Raw genomic sequence first — 16,518 nt, 5'->3', positions numbered from 1 at the left:
ACACCTAGTATAGTTATACAATATGATTATAAAATTAATAAAAATATCGCGATCGGCATTCTAAAAGGAGAACTTCCAAGGTTACTTTCCGGTACTGAACCGATGAACTCCGTTTTTGATGAAATGAAAGCCGAACTTTTAAAACATCGGCTACCTGTCATTCCAAATAGAACCTTCAATAGAAAACATAAAGTTCGAAAACGTAAGTTTGAAATCTATTACGGCAGAGTCTCTTAAATTGACAGCATTGACCCATAGGAAGCGAGTTAGTCATAAGGCAGCGGAGCGCCCTTAAACGCGGAATTTTTCGTCGTAAAGAAAACGCTTCTTTCTAAAAGGCCACGAAAAGAACGATTCTATAATATTCAGAAACCTTAATTCTTTTTCAGATGATAGGTTCTCAAAGTGAAGTTCAAAATTTTCTTTTGGTCTTTCAAGTTATAGTAAACGTTCGGGTCCGGAAAACGAACCGCGATTTTTTCTTTAAATTGTTTTTCCGGAAGATTCGGGTCGCGAGGAGGCTCCAGATCGTATTCTAATATGGAATACGACTCCACATGATTCTTTTTTAAAGTCTCTTCCAATTGAAGCGCGTCTTTTTCGGAGTTTACGGCAAAATGAACGGAGTCCATATAAGAAAAACCGATTAAATAATTCGTAAACTGTCCTTTGTGAACGATGATTTTTCGAGTCTGAAACTCGTTTTGAATTTCGTTATAAGGCGCAACGGCTCCGAATAGAATCTTAAAACCCTCTCTCGTGAATTTATAATTGTAATATAAGCTTAAAAAAGCCAACAAAACTAAAATTCTTCCTGCGTTCGGAAATTCGACGTATCTTCGGTGGAGGAAAATAAAAATTCCCAAGGATAAAAAGATAAAACCGGATTCCAAATAACGAAGTCCGAAATGATGAACCCCTGCTGTATAAGGACTTAAAAAGGAAATCGCAAATATGGTTCCAATTCCTACAAAACCGAAAATCGTTTCTCCGGAAAGTTTTTTCCTGCGGACGAGGTCGGAAAAAATTCCCAAAACCAAAATCGTGTAAGGCGAGGCCTTTAGGAATCCGGATTTAGTTTGGTCTCCCAAAAGATACCCTTGAAAGATTAAGATTTGTTTTCCAAGCGAGAATTGACTCATCGCATCCTGAGAGCTGACAAGAAAACGAATTCCCATCGGATGGCCGGAATAAAAGAAATTCAAAGCGCCTATAAATCCGAAAGAAACGATTGCACCTAACGTGGAAAAGATCAAATACTCTTTGAGTTGGTTCCTGGATTTTTCGGAAAAGAAGGAAAGAAACCCGAATAGGAATATCGGGAACGCGGATTCGGTTCTTAAAAAGAACGCGGCCGTCGCTAAAAGCCCGGAAATAAAAGAGAATATTCTAAAATTCGAATGTATATTTTCGTATTGGATCGTGATTTTGTCCGCAAAAAGCGAACGGGTTAAAAAATATCCGAAAGACAACAAGAGAAAATTATTGAGAGGAACTTCCGAAAATTCCACGGAAGATAAAACCGGAAAACTAAGTGCAAAAGGAATTAAGGCGCCGATCAAAACGATCCAAACTTTATCGATGAATAAGGAAAGGATTTTGTCAAAGATCAAAAGACATCCGAAAAGACAGAGAAGCGGAAGTAGAGTAATGATTTTCGTTCCGAATAAATAAGCCGGAAGTCCGTTTAAAAGCGCAAATAGGGGAGGGTATTGAAAGATACACTTGGAATTTCCGGTTTTTTTGAGAAAAGCCCAAGGATAGTCGAATGGAAAATAACTGAATTCAGGGTCGTAAACCTTTCCGGAATAGACACATTCCGATTCCGTGATCGCCTTAAATCCTTTTTCCGCAAACATTAAGGTTTGATAATATTTAATCTCCGAGTCGCTCGAAACGAACGGGATTTTTTCGTCCAATTTGGAACGATTGAAAGCGAGAAATAAAACTACGAGTACGTAGATACAATAACGGGAATAGGGATGAAACAATCGGTTTAACATTGAGTTTTATTCCGTAAATATGATATGAAACGGATCCGTTTTTTTCCCTTCTTCCAAGTCCCTGCCGATATCCGGTTTCGGATCCTTTTTTCCAAGAAAGTCGGCTTTTTCTTTCCAACAAACGGATGAATACGGATTTTTTTGGACACATCGATCCAGAAGAGATTCGATCAGATCCGGATAGTCCGAACTTTTACGAAGGATAAAGGACGCCAGAACAATGTTTTCCTCGGAACGGATCCAGAACTGATTCCTTACGATTTCTTCGAAGGGATGAGAAAATTTTTTGCGGTTTCCGGAAAATTTTTTTTCCTTATATATTAGAAAATTATCAAGTTCAATTTCGTCCTGAGTGGAAACTAAGATTAGATTTCTGAGTCTTTGTTCCCAGATCAACTGAAAGGAAAGAAATCCTAAAAGAATCAAGACGATCGTATAAGCGGTTTTAAACGAAACGTTTTGGCTGAACGTTCCGATTTGAACGTTGGACCGAATTCGGATCAAAGACATGGCAAGTATGACCGGAATGAAAAAATGTTGTTCTCCTAAATTGTAATCGAAGAACTCGTGAACGGCCACGAACACAAGAACTCCCGAGATGAAGATCCCTAAATTGGAAATTTCCTTACTCTTGGAAACCAACATTCGATAGGCGAGAATAGAAAGGTATACGGCAATCCAAAGAAAAAGTAAGGAACCTAAAATTCCGAGACTCGTAAAGGCTTCCACATATAGATTATGAGCTTGAGGATAGGATCGGAAAGAATGTAAAAACCTATAGAAATCATCGTAGCCGATTCTTCCCGAATACGTTCCGGGCAGATGAGCCAAAAGAGAATCCGCATCCAAGCCGATCCCGAAAATCGGAGAGTTTTGAAGCACGGATTGAAAGTGGAAATTCCAAAGTGAAAATCGAATGAGAAGGGTTTCCGGGTTGAAATATCGAGACGCGGTATCTTTCGGTAAAAAAAATACGCTTCCAATCGAGAACAAAAGAACTAGGAAAGAGACGGGAAGCAAAACTCGAAAGAAAATTCTTTTTTTAATCTGACGAAATAGGAAAATACATAACACGGAGAGGCCGAAAGCCAATAAACTGGCGCGAGAGTGATTGAAGAACGCAAGGTATAACGCGATAAGACCGCCGGGAATTAAAAACCAGGAATATCCGCGATATTGATACGCGGTATAAAAGGCGACTAACGCGGAAAATGCGGATATCACCGCGATGGCCGATACGGGAAGACCCGCGTAGGTAAGAAAAAGCGGAGGTAGTAAAAAGTTAAAGGGCCAGATCATATGAACCGCGGAGAATAAGTTGGCGGTATTCAAAAGAAGATTTAAAGAAAGAATCAAAAGAAGACCTCTTTTGATAAACCGACCGGGGTAAGAGGAAATCAAAAAGAAAATTAGAATTCCGGAAAATAAAAGACAAAGTTGCAAAAGAGCGGCCTGGGATTTAAAAGAAAGTAAGGATGAAATCAACAACACAAAAATGAAAACGGAAAGGACCGCGTGTAGTTTGCGGAATCGAATTCTTTTAGGAACCAGATAAAGAAAGGATGCGCTCACAAAGAGTAAAAGCGGGACCGATTTGATACTTGAAAAAAGAGGAGGGGAACACGCAAAAGCAACGGTGTGAACGAATAAGAAGATCGGATGGACGTTCTTAAAAAATAGATAGATCGTAAAACACAAAGCCGCTACGTAGAGAAGTTTTAAATTCAACTTTTGAGGGAAGTAGACGACGGGAGCGCTATTGATTCCGTTGATCGTGGAAAGTCCGATTAACAATAGACAGGCCAACTGAAAAAGCGGATGGATTCTGGATTTCTGTTTCCGAAACGATATTCCTAAATAGACGATCCAAACAAAAAAACTGAATACAGCCGAATCTCTGGAAAGGGACGGGTTGGATGGATCGAAAAAATACAACAGAGTGAGCGAAAAAACAAGGATTAGAAGGGGAAGGGTTTTTAAATTGAGAAACTGACTCATTTATTTTTTGTTTGGGCTTTTAAACGACAATTATGCAGAGTATCTTCTCTCCCTGATTTTAGCAATCAAGATTCTATTCGCTTTTCCTAACTCCGATTTCGATTGGCTCGGCTTGAGTTGATTACAAATTTTTTCGATACCATTCCTCTCTGTTTTTATCTTCTCCGTTTCGGAAGTAATAAGAGTCGAATTCTAAAAATTTCTCCTTTCGAAACTTCGGATCGAGCTTTTTATATTTGTATTTATAAACGTCCAAATAAGATTCAAAATTTACGGCGCGAAAGGAGGAAATTTTTAAAAGTTCCTTCATGACGAAAGGGGAATACGTTAGGATTCTCCAAGGTGTTGAAAAATCGCCCGTTAAAAATTCATCATATTCTTTTTTGTCGGGAAGTCCGCTCGAATAAAGAAGAAGATGTACGTTTCTATCTCGTAGATATTGTAACGGGGTCGGTTTGCCGTGTCCGATTCTTTCTCGATTCTTAAATTCCATTCTCGCAATTACCGGATCGGTAAGTCCCGCTTCCGTTTCGATCGCCAAGATCGGATTTAAGTAATAGATCAAAATACATTCCGAACCTTGAAAGGCGACTCTAACCTTGGACTTCTCAAAATGTTCTTTCCAGGGCAGAATTTCCTTTCGGATTCGTTCCACGGATTCCCTTTTGTAGATCTGATTTTCATCCGCGATTCCGGACACGATCGGAAACGGAAGGCCTTTGTAAATATCCCAACGTAATAAAATCAAAATCGGAATCGAATAAAGAAACGCGTTCGCAACCCATTTTCGTTCGGGAACGGATTTCCGTAACGAAAGAATTTCCTTCTCCACCCAAACAAAAACGACGGGCAGAATCGGAAGGTAAAACCGGGAGAACATAAAATCCCCTCCGATCCAAGTGTAATAACCCGCGTAAGAAATCGGAAACAAAACGAACAAGATCCAACGAAAGTCTTTTTCTTGTGGCGCCTCAAAGAATTGTTTTCGAATCGTTTGGAAGAAAAAAAAGAAAAAACATCCGACGATCGGAATCATTCCGTAATACATTTTAAAGAAGTAAAATAAATAGACCAACCCTTGAAATAGATTGGAACTTCCTCCCGACTTCGCGTAAAAAGTATTGGGAAGTAAGTTTCCATAATATTCCAATTTCCAAATATAGAAAAGAGCCGGAGATAAATAAACCGCGCAAAGGATTCCGAAAGAAGGTTTTAAAAACGTGGAACGTGCGCCTCTTGGTTTCACTTCTTGAAAAAATTTCAAAGTTAGATAAATGCCTACGAAAGTGTGAAATAAAATTCCGTCCGGTCGATTGAGACAACTCAAGGAGGAAAGAAAAACTCCCGCGAACGGTTGATAGCTCTCTCTAAAATTTGCGAAACGATAGGTAGATAACCGATCGCCGAGTTTTCTTTTTACCCGATCCAAATCGGCGACCTTAAAATTCATCAAATGATAGGATGCGGTTAGGAATATAAACCCGTGTAAAGACGTTTCCAAACCGCCTGTGGCAAAAACCCGATTGTGATGCAGCAAAACGAAACAAGAAAGAGCGAACGGAACGGGAAACTCCGTTTTTGCAAATTTGTTTCTAAAGAGAATGAGATAGATACAGGTTCCTAAAAAAGAAAGTATTCCAAAAAAGTAATTTGCGTCTACGGGATCCATTCGATCGGAAAGATGAAACGGAATCAAAAGAGCCGTCCAAAGAAAGTTCGTATAACCCTCCACAAACTCTCCTTCGTTGAAGACCAATCCTTTTCCGTCCGCAAAATTTTTAGCATACCGTAGACTGATAAACGCGTCATCCGCAATCCAACGCATCCGATACGCGGAGATAACGCCGAATAAAATCAACAGAATCGTAAAAGTGAAATATACAATACGTTTCAAAATTGTGTTCCTTTTTCATAAGTAACTTTCGGAAGATACGTTGTTTTTTTGCGGTGAGTGGAATTTCCTTGTAGAATTGGGACAATCCAAAAACGTGTAACCGAATGATCGAGTCTTCCCGCATATTTCCAAAAACGAAATCGGAATGGGAACTTTGGTTTCAATCCGGGGAAATCGTTCCTTTTTTTCAACCGATCCTTTCCGTGGAAAGAGATTCTATTTTCGGTTATGAAACCTTAGGAAGGTTTAAGGATCAATCCGGAAAAATTCATTCTCTTGGCCCCTTCTTTTTAAACGCCATGTCCGGGGTGGAGGATCTTCAAGAGAGAAGAGAAATCTACAATCTGAAAAGAGACGTCGATCGGGATATTCGTAAAAAGGCCGTTCTTCATCTTTTAGAAAATCAAAATCGATTTCCGGAAGCAAAGTTATTCGTAAATATTTCTCCGGCGTATATGAGAGATCATATCGAAGAAGAGGAAGCTGATGATCCTTACACGATTCGGCTCGTGAATGAATTGGGTTTGGATCCTTCCAAGATTGTGATTGAAATCGTCGAAGAACATTTCGACGGAAGTATCGAAAGTTTAAGACCTCTTATTTCTCGTTATAAGGAAGAAGGTTTTTTAGTCGCGATCGACGATCTAGGGACTCGTTCCTCCAACTTGGATCGAATCGGAATCTTTCATCCCGATATCTTAAAGGTGGATTTGCAAATGCTCCGGCATTCGGTCATTTCTCGGAATTTTCAGGAAATTCTTTTTACGATTTCGAGACTTTCCGAATCTCTGGGTTGTTCCCTTTTGTTCGAAGGAATCGAAAATGATACGGAACTCCTTCAATCGCTGACTTACAGCGCTCGTTTTTTGCAGGGATTCTATTTCGCGGAAGCGCTTCCAAACATGGTCGGTCAGGAGGAATTAAAACGCAGGTTTTCCGCCGTACACGAATGTTTCTTAAATCACAAAAGAAATCAATTGATGCGACGGATTGCGTTAGAGAAGGAATTGGAGCAAAAGCTGGACCTTGCCGGAATTCTTGTGAAAGCGGAAGGGCAATTTTGTTCGATTCAAATCGGTAATCCGGGACTTCTCGGCGATTTCGTGTTTCGAATCTACGTAACGAACCTTATCGGAAGTCAGGTTTCTCCGAACTACATGAAAATCGAGAACGATTCCATAGACGTGGATCCTTCTTTTGCGGGAAGGAACTGGAGTTGGAGACCGTATTTTTTGGAGCAACTTTATAAATCGATGAAAGATACCCGAGCGGAATGGATCATTAGCAATCCGTACTACGATATCAGTTACGGGATTCTTTTGGTGACCTACAGCAAAAAAATTTCAAAAGAAAACGTCTTATTCGTGGACGTTCAAGTTCTTGAATATTAGAAAAATAGAATTATTTTGGAACCGCTCGGCCGGTTTTAAGACGCGTTGAAGAACTAAAGCACGGCGCTCCCTATGGATCGTGTTGTAAAAAGTTAAATCGGATTGGTTTCCGTAAGGAGCCGGTTTACGTTGTCTATGTATTTTTTCCTTTCCCCCGGTCTGTAGGAATTTCCTTCGATGGAAAGACCTACATAAAGACTTCCTTCCGCGTCCTTGGTTACGGAACGAATGACTCCGAAAGCCGTAAGAGGAGCTTGCATCTTGAAAAAAATATCGAACGTAAACCCGGCCCTTTTTGTAAAATCTTGATTTAAGTCGGGGTGGTTGATTTTTACTTTCAGACCTCCCGTGGAAATATTCACGATCGGAAATCTTTCCTTCACTAAAATCGTATTGGATTCCCGGATTCGATCCACCATTTCAAAGGTAAGCGTTTTGATCTCCATCACTTCCAAAATGTCGATTTCCCGATTTCGATTTTGGGCGTGAACGAATCCGATCGGAATCGCCTGTTCTTCGTGGCTCAGATAAATCACGGGAACGATCAGTTCGGATTTGATTTTTTGATTCGCGTATTCAATGATTCGTTTACGAACGTCCTCCGCATCCCCTAACTCGGCGGAGTAGTCTATAAAATCTTCCTGGTTATAGGCCGTATAACTTTTTTCTTTTTGAGTGTTCGGAATAAAAAGGATCTTACGAGTTTTTTTTACGAGATCGAATTTATCTCCGATCGATCCGAAAACGTCTATCTTTAGAAAATCATATTTCGATTTTACCTTCGTTTCGTAATCGGCAAAATTTACCTTTACGGAAGTCGGGATGTTAAAAAGGTTCGCGTCGATCGTAGTTTTACTCGTGCGTATATTGGTGATCCAAACGGTTCCTTCGGGCGGTGTGATTCGATTGAGACTTCTTTCTTTGCTTGCGATCGAAATTTCCGAAACGGAAAGAATCAATTGGTTGTTCGGTTTTTCATCCAGAACTTCACAACTCAGTTCCACGTATTTAGCAAGTAGTTTTGTAAGAGTGACTTGGCTGTTTAACGGAAACACATTCGGCGTTTGTGTTTGAATCAGGATTTTTGTGGCGTCTTTGGAAACCTGTAAGATCTTAACGATTTGTTTTAAGGAGCCGGGAGCGCGTGCGATGATGTCCGTTTGTACGAGAAATTTCGAAATGATATGAAACTTTTTAGTCGGGTCGGAGACCGTTTCCTTCTCTCTTTTTTTTCTCTGAATCGTTTCCATAGTTTTTCAAAGCGAACGAGGGGAAATTCTCTTGATCTTAGTTCTCAGTTTACCTTTTATGTACTAGGTAATGTCAAACCAAACTTACCGCAACTCCGAATATTTAGACGGACTATCCGGAGACGAGTTATTCAGTCTTCAGATCGGCCTAACGTACAGAGATTTTCTCGTTCTCCCTGGATTTATCGACTTCCATCCCTCCGAAGTTGAGCTTGAAACCAGACTGACTCGAAATATAAAACTCAAGAGACCTTTTATAAGTTCGCCGATGGACACCGTAACGGAATCTCAAATGGCGATTGCACAGGCCTTAATGGGTGGAATCGGAATCATTCATTACAACAATACAATCGAAGAACAAGTCGCTCTTGTGGAAAAGGTAAAACGTTTTGAAAACGGATTTATCACCGATCCCGTGATTTTGGGTCCGAAGAACGTTATTCGTGATTTGGACTGGATCAAAGAACACAAGGGATTTACGGGAATTCCGGTAACCGAAGACGGCACAAGAAATTCGAAACTGATCGGAATCGTAACGAACAGAGACATTGATTTTGAGAGGAATCGGGAAATCACTTTAGACAAAGTGATGACTACGAACGTGATCACGGGTAGAGAAGGAATCACGTTGCAGGATGCAAACGAGATCATTAAGAAATCGAAGATCGGAAAACTCCCGATTGTGGATTCTGCCGGAAAGTTGGTGTCTCTTGTAAGTCGTTCCGACTTAAAAAAGAATAAAGAATTTCCGGATGCCTCAAAAGACGAAGGAAAAAGGCTTCGGTGTGGGGCGGCCGTTTCCACTCTCCTGGAATCCAGGGAAAGGGTGGCTGCACTTTACGAGGCGGGGGTCGATGTGATCATCATCGATTCGGCGCAAGGAAATTCGAACTATCAAATCGAAATGATTCAGTTCATCAAAAAGGAATTTAAAAATTTGGACGTTGTCGCCGGAAACGTGGTGACTCGCGGACAAGCGGAAAATCTAATCCAAGCCGGAGCCGACGGGCTTAGAATCGGGATGGGTCCGGGTTCGATCTGTATCACACAGGATACGATGGCGGTCGGTCGCGCTCAAGCGACTGCGGTATTCCAAACGGCAAAACATTCCGCAAAGTACGACGTTCCGGTCATTGCGGACGGAGGAATTTCCAATATCGGCGATATCGCAAATTCTCTCGCAATCGGCGCATCCACTTGTATGATGGGATTTATGTTTGCGGGAACTACGGAAGCTCCCGGAGAGTATTTTTATGAGAACGGAATCCGTCTTAAGAAATACAGAGGAATGGCGTCGATCGAAGCGATGAAAGCGGGTGGTGACAAACGTTACTTTAACGAAGGCCAAAAAGTGAAGGTGGCTCAGGGTGTCAGCGGATCCGTGGTGGACCGAGGATCCATTCTGAACTTCATACCGTACTTGTCACAGGGTCTCAGATTGTCCTTTCAAGATATGGGTTATAAATCGATTCCCGAAATTCATAAGGCGCTCCGAGCGGGAGAACTTCGTTTTGAAAGGAGATCCGAATCCGCACAGGCTCAGGGTTCCGTACACGGTCTTTATTCTTTCAGCGCACCGACGATGAGGGCGGAGTAAATTGGATCGGATTCTTGCGTTTACGGTAGGTTTTTTTGCTCTCACCATATTGAGCAAAGAAACAAACCCGCAAGGATCCGCGATCCGGGTCGCCCAGGAATTGGTCGCCAGACTCGATCAAGCTCTGGTAAAATCCAGTCAAGGTTTGATCAAAGGAAATTTGATCCTCATTCGGCGTAACGGAGAAACCTGGAGTTGGGACGTAAGTATATTCAGAAAAGAGGATGATACGCTTTATTTGTTCGAAAGCAGGGGAAGGGGACTTGAATATAAGATTTTGATCAAGGACGAAGGAGAACAGATTTACGCGTTTAACGCGCTTTCCAAAAAAATCTTTCGGAAAGTGGACGAGGAAAAATACGAATCCCATTTGGCGACGGGATTCAGTTTTATCGATTTATCGGGCGCCTCCTATCAGGCCAACTACAACCCGATCGTTCAGAGCGATCTCAAAACCGCGGATCAATCTTTCAAAAGGGTTTCGCTCAAACCGATCATACCGTATTTTTATTCCAAGTTGATTCTGCTTTTAAATTTGGAATCCTTGAAACCCTCACGATTGGATTTTCACGATCGGGACGGAGTGTTATTCAAAACGATGAACATCAAGTACGGACCCGTAAAAGTGAAACAAAACCGGAAGATCACAAAGGAAGAATACGCAAGCCGACTGGAAATGCTGGACTTGAACACAGGATCCATTAGTGTATTAGAATATACTGAAATAGATAAGGAAGTAAAACCCGATCCTTCCCTTTTCGAACTTGCAAACCTGAACCGATAGGATTTTTATTTTGGAAGAAACGATTCTTTTCAGAAGAGAATGGAATTCCGAATTTCCATTTTCCTTAAATAAGGAGGAAATTTCCCATTTAAAGGCGCTGCGAATTTTTTCCGAAAATAAAAATCTTAGAGTGTTGAACGGAATCGGATCGGAATGGATCTACGAAGTCGAAGGGAATTCGCTACAAGGAATTCTCAAAAAGACGGAAATCCACGTAAAACCGGAATCGATTTCTGCGATCGCGACCGCAATTCCGAAAGGAAATCGTTTGGAATGGCTTTTACAAAAAGGAACCGAGCTGGGCCTAAGTCATTTTTATTTTTTAAATTTCGAACAATCGGATCGGAAGGATTTTAATTTGAGTCGAGCTAAAAAGATCGTGGAGGAAGCGGCGATTCAATCCAAAAGGATTTTCCTTCCCGATGTATTACCCCCCGTTTCGTTAAAAGAATTTTTAAACTCGCAAGAAAACCGAAACGGTTCCGTCTATCAATTGGATCCGAAGGGAAAATCGAAACCGAGGCCGGAATTTTTTCAAAATGCGATTTGGATCGTGGGTCCGGAAGGTGGATTCCGAGAAAAAGAAACTCGTTTATTACAAGAAAAGAATATACTCGGAGTGAATGCAGGAGATTCGGTTTTAAGAATCGAGACCGCCGGAATTTTTGCGGCCTCGATGTTCCGTTATTTTACTTATTGAGATTGCTGAACTGAAGAAATAAACTGAGTACGTTACAGTTTGTAGAACAGGCGCTCGTGCAGGAAGTAAGGGATTGTAAATTTGCGTTCGTCGCGGTTTCTCCGTAAGTCGCTCCACAAGCCGCGTTGCAGGAATCGATCGTTCCGCCGGGACCGCAGTATAAAATATAGTTAACAATCGCTTTTTCCTTCGTTTCGTCCTTTCGTGGACTACAATCCGAAAATACGATGAAAAAGAAGAATGAAAAAAGTAAGACCGAAAATATTTTCCTCATAAATGTATGATCGCCAATTTTAGAATTCCGCGTAAATCAAAAAAGATTGGACTTTGAAAGATTCACAAACCAAACTTTCTAGGATCACTTTATGGGAGGAAATGGAAAACCGTTTCGTCTTTTGGAGTCGGAATCTACAAGAATTTTTTTCCTATTAGAATATTTGAAACTAAAATCTGAATGTTTGTCGTTTCAGGAACTAGGAAACTTTCTTCAAAGAGAGGATAACCTTATTTACGAGTCATTTTTTGGGGACGAATCGTATTTTTGCGGGAGTTCCCGTGTGCGATGTCAGTGAATCGGTGTTAGGGGCAGATTGAGAGTGAAAGAACGAAATCTATCGGTGCGGGATAAAACTTTCTTTTGGCCTTTGCCTGGAATTTATCCGATCCTTGATTTGGACTTTTGTAAGAAAAGAAATCTGGATATTTTGAGTCTTCCCAAACTTTGGCTGGAATATCCGGATCTCGTTCCTTTGGTTCAGATCCGCGCCAAGTCGGCTTCCGTTTTCGAATTGGAATTTCTCGTTAAGTCTCTGCAGGATCGTTATCCGGACGTGCCTTGGATTTTAAACGATGATTGGAAACGGGCGATCCAATGGAATTGTTTCGGGGCGCATGTCGGAAAGGAAGATTACGAAGTTCTAAATTCCGAAGAAGAGGCCGCACTATTGGAGTCCGATCTCTATCTCGGAACCTCGTCTCATACTTGGGAAGAAGTGAAGACGTTGGATGTTTCCCTTTGGAATTATACCGGACTGGGACCTATTTTTCCCACTGAGAATAAAGAAGACGCGAAGTCTGCAACGGGGACGAAAATTTTGGAGAAAATTGCGGAAGGAACTTCGTTGCCGGTAACTTTGATCGGAGGAATCCAAGTTGGAAATTTGGATCTGATTTTGAACAAGGGAAAATTTTTACTTTCAAGCATTTCCATGGCTTGTTTAGAAATGGAATTTAGATCCGCCGCCGCGAAAATACGGGAGCGAAATCGATAAGTTTCAATTGACTTCCGACTTATGTCGTATAAGATGCCTTTAGGATGAAAAAGCCTGGTGAAATCATACATCTTTCCGCTAAAGACGACCGAGATTATCTCTTGGATTATCAGGTCATTCAGACGGAAACATTAGGAAAAACTGATATTCTTGGAGTTCCGTTCGACAACGTAACCCAAGACGAATCGGTCGCCAAGATTTACAGACTTTTGGAGGAAAAGGAAAAGTTTCATCATATTCTTTTTTTGGATCCGATCAAGATCATGTCGGTTCGAAAGGGAAAAAAACTTCATAGGATCACGGAAAAGGCGACTATGATTCTGGCGGAAGGGGCCGGACTTCAATGGGCGGCGACTCGTCTCGGGAAAATTCTGAAGGAACGAATTTCTCCGATCGCCTTGATGATGGACTTGGTTCGTCTCTGTGAACTTAGAAATTATTCCATCTTTATGCTCGGCGGTAAGGAAGACATCATTGAAAAAGTATATTTCACTCTCTCCAGACATTTTCCAGGTGTGAGAATTGTGGGAAGACACGCCGGTTATATGAATCCTCAAAGAGAGTTGATGGTAAAGGAATCGATTCGTAAGACGAGTCCGAATCTTATTTTTCTTGCGATGGATTTTCCGGAACAGGAAATCTGGATCGAAAACAACACTGCGTTTTTCGGTCATTCGGTGATCATAGGAGTCAGCGGTTCTTTGGATATTCTTTCCGGAAAGGTGAGAAAGGCGCCTAACTTCTTTAAACTCAAGGGACTCATCTGGTTGTGGAGAATTTTTTCCAAACCTTGGAGACTGTTTCGTTTTTTCAGAATGGTTCAGTTTTTTACGATCGTATTTTTTAAATCTCTCTTTCGAAAAAAATCTTAATACACGATCGAATTCGTTAAAGGAAACTGATCGCAAAACTTGCATTTTATTGAATGTAGAGTCCTTACCCTGAACATCTCGACCGCGTGCGGTTGTCCTCGCCACTTGAATCATCGGAACCAACCAAAATCTTCGTTTCTTTTCACTTTTGTTTGTCGTAAGAATATTTATTTTTTTGAATATAGAAACGCCAAAAAAAGTGCTTGCTTTCGGTTTTTGAGGACGCAAGTCTATTGTATGACGGATTTGTCTTTTTTGACGTTGTTGGTCACCGCCTTTTTGGGTTTCGGTTCTCTTTTCGGTTTCCTTCGGACCATCTGGAAACAATTATCTTCCCAGCTCCAGGAATCGAAACAGGAAACGAAAACGGAAATTCAAGAATTAAAAACGGAAATAGCGAACTTACGTTTCGAAGTCAAAAAAGACCTTCATAGGTTAGAGACCCGTTTGGAAACTCGTTTCGATACGGCTCATTCCGCACTTAGAAGTCGAATCGACGTTTTAGTGGACAGCTTAGCGATTCGATTTGTAAACGATATTCCCCGCAAAAAGAAAAGGCTTCCAGGGTAATCGATTCATCAAAGATCAAAGCCTTGGTTTTATTCCGGTCTCATCAATGGAAATAGAATCGTATCTCGAATCGAATGAGAATTGGTCAAAAGCATCACTAAACGATCGATTCCGATTCCGAGTCCTCCCGTCGGAGGCATTCCGTATTCTAACGCGCGGATATAATCCTCGTCCATCATAAATGCCTCGTCATCACCCGCTTCTCTTTGTTTTACCTGATCCTCAAATCTTTCTTTTTGATCGAAAGGATCGTTTAACTCCGTAAAGGCGTTTCCGATTTCCCTTCCGGCGACGTAAGGTTCGAATCTTTCGACATAGTCCGGTTTGTCCGGATTTGATTTTGCAAGCGGGGAAAGTTCTTTCGGATAATCCGTAATAAAGATCGGTTGAATTAGATTCGGTTCCGCCTTTTCGGAAAAAACCTCGTCAGCCACTTTCCAGATCGTTTGGCATTTGGAAACGTCCACTTTTAACTCGGAAGCTTTTTTCTTTGCTTCTTCCAAGGAAGTGATTCGGCTGAAATCGATTCCGCTGTATTCTTGGATGATATCCACGTAAGTCGCTCTTCTCCAAGGAGGAGAAAGATCGATCAGATCCTTACCGTACTGAACTTTTAAAGTTCCGCAGACTTTCTTCGCTAAATGAGTGATGAGTTTTTCCGTAAGATCGAGCATCGTACTCATATCGCCGAAGGCCATATAAGCTTCCATCATCGTAAATTCGGGATTGTGTTTTGTGGATATTCCTTCGTTTCTAAAGTTTCGGTTGAGTTCGAACACTCGATCCATTCCGCCCACGATCAAACGTTTGAGATAAAGTTCGGGAGCGATTCTTAAGAACAATTGCATGTCCAGAGTATTGTGATGAGTTACGAACGGTCTTGCCGCGGCGCCTCCCGCGATCGGCTGCATCATCGGAGTTTCCACTTCCAAAAATCCCTCGTTCGTGAGGAAACTTCTGATTTCGGAAACGATTTTACTTCTCGTAATAAAAGTATCTCGCACCGAATCGTTGACCACAAGATCCACATAACGCATTCTATATCTCTGCTCGACGTCGGCAAACGCGTCGTAGACGACCCCGTCCTTTTCTTTTACAACGGGAAGAGGGCGGATACATTTTGCGAGAAGTTCGACGGAGGTGACGTGTAACGTGATTTCTCCCTTTCCGGTGGTAAAAAGATAACCTTCGAGACCGATGATATCGCCCAAGTCGAGGGACTTAAAGATCGCGTAAGAGGTCTCTCCGAGATCGTCTCGGGTCGCATAAAGTTGAATGATCCCGGCGTTGTCTTTGAGATGGGCAAAACTCGCTTTCCCCATTACCCTTTTGGAATGGAGTCTACCGCCTAACTTAAATTTGGTTTCGGGTCCGGTGGGATTTTTTTCGAATTTTTCGACGATGTCTTTCGATTTAGAATCCGGAAAAAAACGAACCGGATACGGATTGATTCCCTGTTTTTTTAGTTCTTCGACTTTTTGAATTCTTTGTTGGATGAGTTCGTTCGATTCTTTTGCGTCTGACATTTTCGATTTTATTTTCCTGGGAGTATTTGATAAAACGTTCTGGCTATATTCAAAAAAACGATTTCAAATCCTTCTTCGTTTAAGAACCAATTTCCGAATCCGATCTTATCCGACAAAGGAACTACGTGAATTTTTAAACCGGCCGGACCCAATACGGATTCGTAAAGTTTTTGATTGAGAGAGGATTCGAATCTTTTGGAGAGAATGAGAACATTCTTAAGTTGTCGATCCAGACAGATTTTTAAAAGAGACTTGGAAAAATTCTTAGCGCCCGTCGGATACGGTTCGAGTTTGTATATTAGAATTTTTGATTCTTCCACGCCCAAAGCGACCAGAGAATTTTGGATTTCGGTCGTTAAGTTTTGGGCCACACCCAAATTGGAATTGGCGGTTGCGGGGGAATAAAGAACGATCAGAATTCCCGCGTATCCTTTTTTGAATCCGTCGGCTGCGTTTTTGAGTATATCTTGCGGAATCGTTTCCTTGGCTTCCAATACGAGGGCGTCGCTTTTAGGAAAGGGACGGTCTTGGATTAAAAAAAGAGGACTTAAAAAAATCAACCCGAGGATTATGATCAGACAGAGAAAAAATCCGGAAAAAAATAACCGCGTTTTGTACAAAACTTCCTGTACGGATATCGGTCCTGGATTGGCAGACATAGA

Annotated in this window: 15 protein-coding genes; 8 read left to right on the top strand and 7 right to left on the bottom strand. The window is 41.4% G+C overall.

Annotated elements, in window-relative coordinates; genetic code table 11:
• Positions 1-237, top strand: a 237-nt coding sequence (locus tag LEP1GSC060_RS01110; RefSeq protein ID WP_036095041.1) for a hypothetical protein, incomplete at its 5' end; no start/stop codon positions are given.
• Between the two features lie 137 nt (positions 238-374).
• On the opposite strand, the gene LEP1GSC060_RS01105 is transcribed toward LEP1GSC060_RS01110, so the two are convergent.
• The 3 genes from LEP1GSC060_RS01105 to LEP1GSC060_RS01095 all read right to left on the bottom strand — a co-directional run bounded on the left by LEP1GSC060_RS01105 (position 375) and on the right by LEP1GSC060_RS01095 (position 5,826).
• On the bottom strand, positions 375-2,003 hold the full coding sequence (locus LEP1GSC060_RS01105) for an LA_3751/LA_3752 family putative glycosyltransferase (RefSeq protein ID WP_002994218.1): 1,629 nt from the start codon (positions 2,001-2,003) through the stop codon (positions 375-377).
• A 6-nt stretch (positions 2,004-2,009) separates the two neighbouring features.
• Positions 2,010-4,001, bottom strand: a complete 1,992-nt coding sequence (locus LEP1GSC060_RS01100) for an O-antigen ligase family protein (protein ID WP_002994204.1) — start codon at positions 3,999-4,001, stop codon at positions 2,010-2,012.
• A gap of 121 nt (positions 4,002-4,122) precedes the next feature.
• Positions 4,123-5,826 (bottom strand): hypothetical protein, encoded by a 1,704-nt coding sequence (locus LEP1GSC060_RS01095; RefSeq protein ID WP_420805470.1) that lies wholly within the window; start codon positions 5,824-5,826, stop codon positions 4,123-4,125.
• A 173-nt stretch (positions 5,827-5,999) separates the two neighbouring features.
• Between LEP1GSC060_RS01095 and LEP1GSC060_RS01090 the strand changes: the two genes are divergently transcribed.
• Complete coding sequence (locus LEP1GSC060_RS01090) at positions 6,000-7,286, top strand: EAL domain-containing protein (protein ID WP_002994117.1); 1,287 nt, start codon at positions 6,000-6,002, stop codon at positions 7,284-7,286.
• A 92-nt stretch (positions 7,287-7,378) separates the two neighbouring features.
• On the opposite strand, the gene LEP1GSC060_RS01085 is transcribed toward LEP1GSC060_RS01090, so the two are convergent.
• Positions 7,379-8,536: a DUF1577 domain-containing protein gene (locus LEP1GSC060_RS01085; RefSeq protein ID WP_002994134.1), complete on the bottom strand. Its 1,158-nt coding sequence runs from the start codon at positions 8,534-8,536 to the stop codon at positions 7,379-7,381.
• Positions 8,537-8,606: 70 nt separating this feature from the next.
• Between LEP1GSC060_RS01085 and guaB the strand changes: the two genes are divergently transcribed.
• From guaB to LEP1GSC060_RS01070, 3 genes are read left to right on the top strand one after another with little or no spacing between them, the layout of a single operon-like run.
• Positions 8,607-10,133, top strand: coding sequence for an IMP dehydrogenase (gene guaB / locus LEP1GSC060_RS01080; RefSeq protein ID WP_002994163.1), 1,527 nt, complete (start codon positions 8,607-8,609; stop codon positions 10,131-10,133).
• 1 nt (position 10,134) lies between these two features.
• Positions 10,135-10,917 (top strand): outer membrane lipoprotein-sorting protein, encoded by a 783-nt coding sequence (locus LEP1GSC060_RS01075; protein ID WP_002994118.1) that lies wholly within the window; start codon positions 10,135-10,137, stop codon positions 10,915-10,917.
• A 10-nt stretch (positions 10,918-10,927) separates the two neighbouring features.
• Complete coding sequence (locus LEP1GSC060_RS01070; protein ID WP_002994154.1) at positions 10,928-11,617, top strand: 16S rRNA (uracil(1498)-N(3))-methyltransferase; 690 nt, start codon at positions 10,928-10,930, stop codon at positions 11,615-11,617.
• Here the strand turns inward: LEP1GSC060_RS01070 and LEP1GSC060_RS01065 are convergent.
• Entirely contained in the window at positions 11,607-11,891 is a 285-nt protein-coding gene (locus LEP1GSC060_RS01065; protein WP_002994125.1) for a hypothetical protein, read from the bottom strand. The genes LEP1GSC060_RS01070 and LEP1GSC060_RS01065 overlap by 11 nt on opposite strands.
• Positions 11,892-12,234: 343 nt before the next feature.
• Here LEP1GSC060_RS01065 and LEP1GSC060_RS01055 point away from each other — a divergent pair, with 343 nt between their 5' ends.
• From LEP1GSC060_RS01055 to LEP1GSC060_RS01045, 3 genes are all read left to right on the top strand, one after another.
• Positions 12,235-12,888 carry a thiamine phosphate synthase gene (locus tag LEP1GSC060_RS01055; protein WP_036095038.1) on the top strand — a complete coding sequence of 218 codons (654 nt, stop codon included), beginning with the start codon at positions 12,235-12,237 and terminating at the stop codon, positions 12,886-12,888.
• Between the two features lie 44 nt (positions 12,889-12,932).
• Complete coding sequence (locus LEP1GSC060_RS01050) at positions 12,933-13,760, top strand: WecB/TagA/CpsF family glycosyltransferase (protein WP_002994209.1); 828 nt, start codon at positions 12,933-12,935, stop codon at positions 13,758-13,760.
• Positions 13,761-13,997: 237 nt separating this feature from the next.
• Positions 13,998-14,330, top strand: coding sequence for a hypothetical protein (locus LEP1GSC060_RS01045; RefSeq protein ID WP_002994143.1), 333 nt, complete (start codon positions 13,998-14,000; stop codon positions 14,328-14,330).
• A 29-nt stretch (positions 14,331-14,359) separates the two neighbouring features.
• On the opposite strand, the gene lysS is transcribed toward LEP1GSC060_RS01045, so the two are convergent.
• Positions 14,360-15,856 carry a lysine--tRNA ligase gene (gene lysS, locus LEP1GSC060_RS01040; RefSeq protein ID WP_002994176.1) on the bottom strand — a complete coding sequence of 499 codons (1,497 nt, stop codon included), beginning with the start codon at positions 15,854-15,856 and terminating at the stop codon, positions 14,360-14,362.
• A gap of 8 nt (positions 15,857-15,864) precedes the next feature.
• Complete coding sequence (locus tag LEP1GSC060_RS01035; protein ID WP_002994175.1) at positions 15,865-16,515, bottom strand: hypothetical protein; 651 nt, start codon at positions 16,513-16,515, stop codon at positions 15,865-15,867.
• Positions 16,516-16,518 lie beyond the last annotated feature (3 nt).

This window comes from Leptospira weilii serovar Ranarum str. ICFT (assembly GCF_000332415.1).
In the GTDB taxonomy this organism is placed as follows: Bacteria; Spirochaetota; Leptospiria; order Leptospirales; family Leptospiraceae; genus Leptospira; species Leptospira weilii_A.
Note: the sequence above shows the minus strand (reverse complement) of the source record. Positions and strands in the feature narration are given on the sequence as shown.

What these genes read in the sequence shown, in the direction of transcription:
- LEP1GSC060_RS01105 (WP_002994218.1), bottom strand. Translation starts at nt 2,003, where the DNA reads ATGTTAAACCGATTGTTTCATCCCTATTCCCGTTATTGTATCTACGTA.
- LEP1GSC060_RS01100 (WP_002994204.1), bottom strand. Translation starts at nt 4,001, where the DNA reads ATGAGTCAGTTTCTCAATTTAAAAACCCTTCCCCTTCTAATCCTTGTT.
- LEP1GSC060_RS01095 (WP_420805470.1), bottom strand. Translation starts at nt 5,826, where the DNA reads ATGCGTTGGATTGCGGATGACGCGTTTATCAGTCTACGGTATGCTAAA.
- LEP1GSC060_RS01090 (WP_002994117.1), top strand. Translation starts at nt 6,000, where the DNA reads ATGATCGAGTCTTCCCGCATATTTCCAAAAACGAAATCGGAATGGGAA.
- LEP1GSC060_RS01085 (WP_002994134.1), bottom strand. Translation starts at nt 8,536, where the DNA reads ATGGAAACGATTCAGAGAAAAAAAAGAGAGAAGGAAACGGTCTCCGAC.
- guaB (WP_002994163.1), top strand. Translation starts at nt 8,607, where the DNA reads ATGTCAAACCAAACTTACCGCAACTCCGAATATTTAGACGGACTATCC.
- LEP1GSC060_RS01065 (WP_002994125.1), bottom strand. Translation starts at nt 11,891, where the DNA reads ATGAGGAAAATATTTTCGGTCTTACTTTTTTCATTCTTCTTTTTCATC.
- LEP1GSC060_RS01050 (WP_002994209.1), top strand. Translation starts at nt 12,933, where the DNA reads ATGAAAAAGCCTGGTGAAATCATACATCTTTCCGCTAAAGACGACCGA.
- LEP1GSC060_RS01045 (WP_002994143.1), top strand. Translation starts at nt 13,998, where the DNA reads ATGACGGATTTGTCTTTTTTGACGTTGTTGGTCACCGCCTTTTTGGGT.
- lysS (WP_002994176.1), bottom strand. Translation starts at nt 15,856, where the DNA reads ATGTCAGACGCAAAAGAATCGAACGAACTCATCCAACAAAGAATTCAA.
- LEP1GSC060_RS01035 (WP_002994175.1), bottom strand. Translation starts at nt 16,515, where the DNA reads ATGTCTGCCAATCCAGGACCGATATCCGTACAGGAAGTTTTGTACAAA.